The sequence below is a fragment of the Pseudoxanthobacter sp. genome (genome assembly GCF_036822375.1).
Classification (GTDB): domain Bacteria; phylum Pseudomonadota; class Alphaproteobacteria; order Rhizobiales; family Segnochrobactraceae; genus Pseudoxanthobacter.
Map to the genome: position 1 here is coordinate 1 of NZ_DAISHT010000377.1, position 1,631 is coordinate 1,631.

Sequence of the window (1,631 nt, forward strand, 5' to 3'; positions counted from 1 at the left end):
TCCGGTCAGGAATGCGGCATGGCGTTCGAGTCCTATCAGGACATGCGCGCCGGCGACGTCATCGAGTGCTTCCGCGTCGAGGAAATCGCCCGCACCCTGTAACGGCGCCGCCGGCCTCCGGGCCGGCGCGCGTGTCCGCCGGCGCCCCCGGGTGCCGGGCGGATTGCAGACGGCGCAGCCGGTTCCCGGGCTTCATCAGGCCCGGGGCCGGCTGCCGGCCTTCCGCCGGCAGGCTTGCCGCGGCGGCCATCAAGACCTGTCCCACGCCCCGTACCGGTCCAAGTCCGGCCGTGGCCTTGTGAGGTGAACGGATTCCTATGAAGAACGTGAAACATGAGCGGGAAGGCGCCGCAGGGCCCTCCCAGCGGCAGTTGCGCGTGGGCGAGGCCGTGCGTCACGCACTGGCCGAGGCGCTGGCCCGCGGCGAGACCCATCAGCCGGAACTGGACGGCGTGTTCGTCACCATTCCGGAAGTGCGCATGAGCCCGGATCTGAAGGTGGCGACGGTGCTGGTGATGCCGCTCGGCGGCCTCAACGTCGCGGCCTCCATGGCGGCGCTGGACCACGCGCGTCCGCGCCTCAAGGGCCTCGTCGGCCGCAAGGCCGGGCTGCGCTTCGCTCCCGATATCCGCTTCCGCCTCGACACCCGTTACGAGGACGACGAGCGCGTGGATGACCTGCTGCAGGAGCCGGAGGTTGCCCGCGACCTGCACAAGGACGACAAGGCCGGCACCGGGGGCGACGAACGATGAGCATTGACGAGACCCGCCCCGAAGAGGCGACCGAAACGCAGGCCCCGCGCCGTGGCCGCGGCCACAAGGGACAGCAGCCGCGCCGGCGGCCGCGCCGCGAGATCAACGGCTGGCTGATCCTCGACAAGCCGCTGAACATGACCTCCACCGAGGCGGTGGGCGCCGTGAAGCGCGTCTATCAGGCGGCCAAGGCGGGCCACGCCGGCACGCTCGATCCGCTGGCCTCCGGCGCGCTGCCGATCGCCTTCGGCGAGGCCACCAAGACGGTTCCCTATGTGGTCGACGGCCGCAAGGTCTATCGCTTCACCGTGCAGTGGGGCACCGAGACCGATACCGACGATGCCGAGGGCCGGGCGGTTGCGACCTCCGACAAGCGCCCCGCGCGGGCCGATGTCGAGGCGCTGCTGCCGGCCTTCACCGGCGAGATCCAGCAGGTGCCGCCGCAATATTCGGCCATCAAGATCGGCGGCGAGCGGGCCTACGATCTGGCCCGCGATGGCGAAGTGGTGGAAATCGCCGCCCGCCCGGTCGAGATCTATCGCCTTGAGATCGTCGGCCAGCCCGATGCCGACCACATCGAGATCGAAGCGGAATGCGGCAAGGGCACCTATGTGCGCTCGCTGGCGCGCGATTTCGGCCGGGCTCTGGGCTGTTACGGCCATGTGTCGGCCCTGCGCCGGCTGGTGGTCGGGCCGTTCGAGGAGGCCGATCTGGTGCCGTTCGATGCGGTGATGCAGGCCGCGGAATCGGACGATCCGGCGGCCGCGCTGGCGCAGCTGCTGCGGCCGGTGGAAGTGGGTCTTTCGGAACTTCTGGAAGTCGCCATGTCGCCGGTCGATGCCAGCCGGCTGCGGCGCGGCCAGTCGGTGCTGCTGCGCG

General features: G+C 70.6%; 2 protein-coding genes. Both read left to right on the forward strand.

All coding sequences use genetic code 11. The annotated features are described in order from the left end of the window. The first annotated feature begins 317 nt into the window (after positions 1–317). Positions 318–752 (forward strand): 30S ribosome-binding factor RbfA, encoded by a 435-nt coding sequence (gene rbfA / locus V7067_RS17790; protein ID WP_334177213.1) that lies wholly within the window; start codon positions 318–320, stop codon positions 750–752. After that, positions 749–1,631 (forward strand): tRNA pseudouridine(55) synthase TruB (gene truB / locus V7067_RS17795; RefSeq protein ID WP_334177214.1); only part of this gene is annotated, 883 nt, incomplete at its 3' end. The genes rbfA and truB, both read left to right, overlap by 4 nt.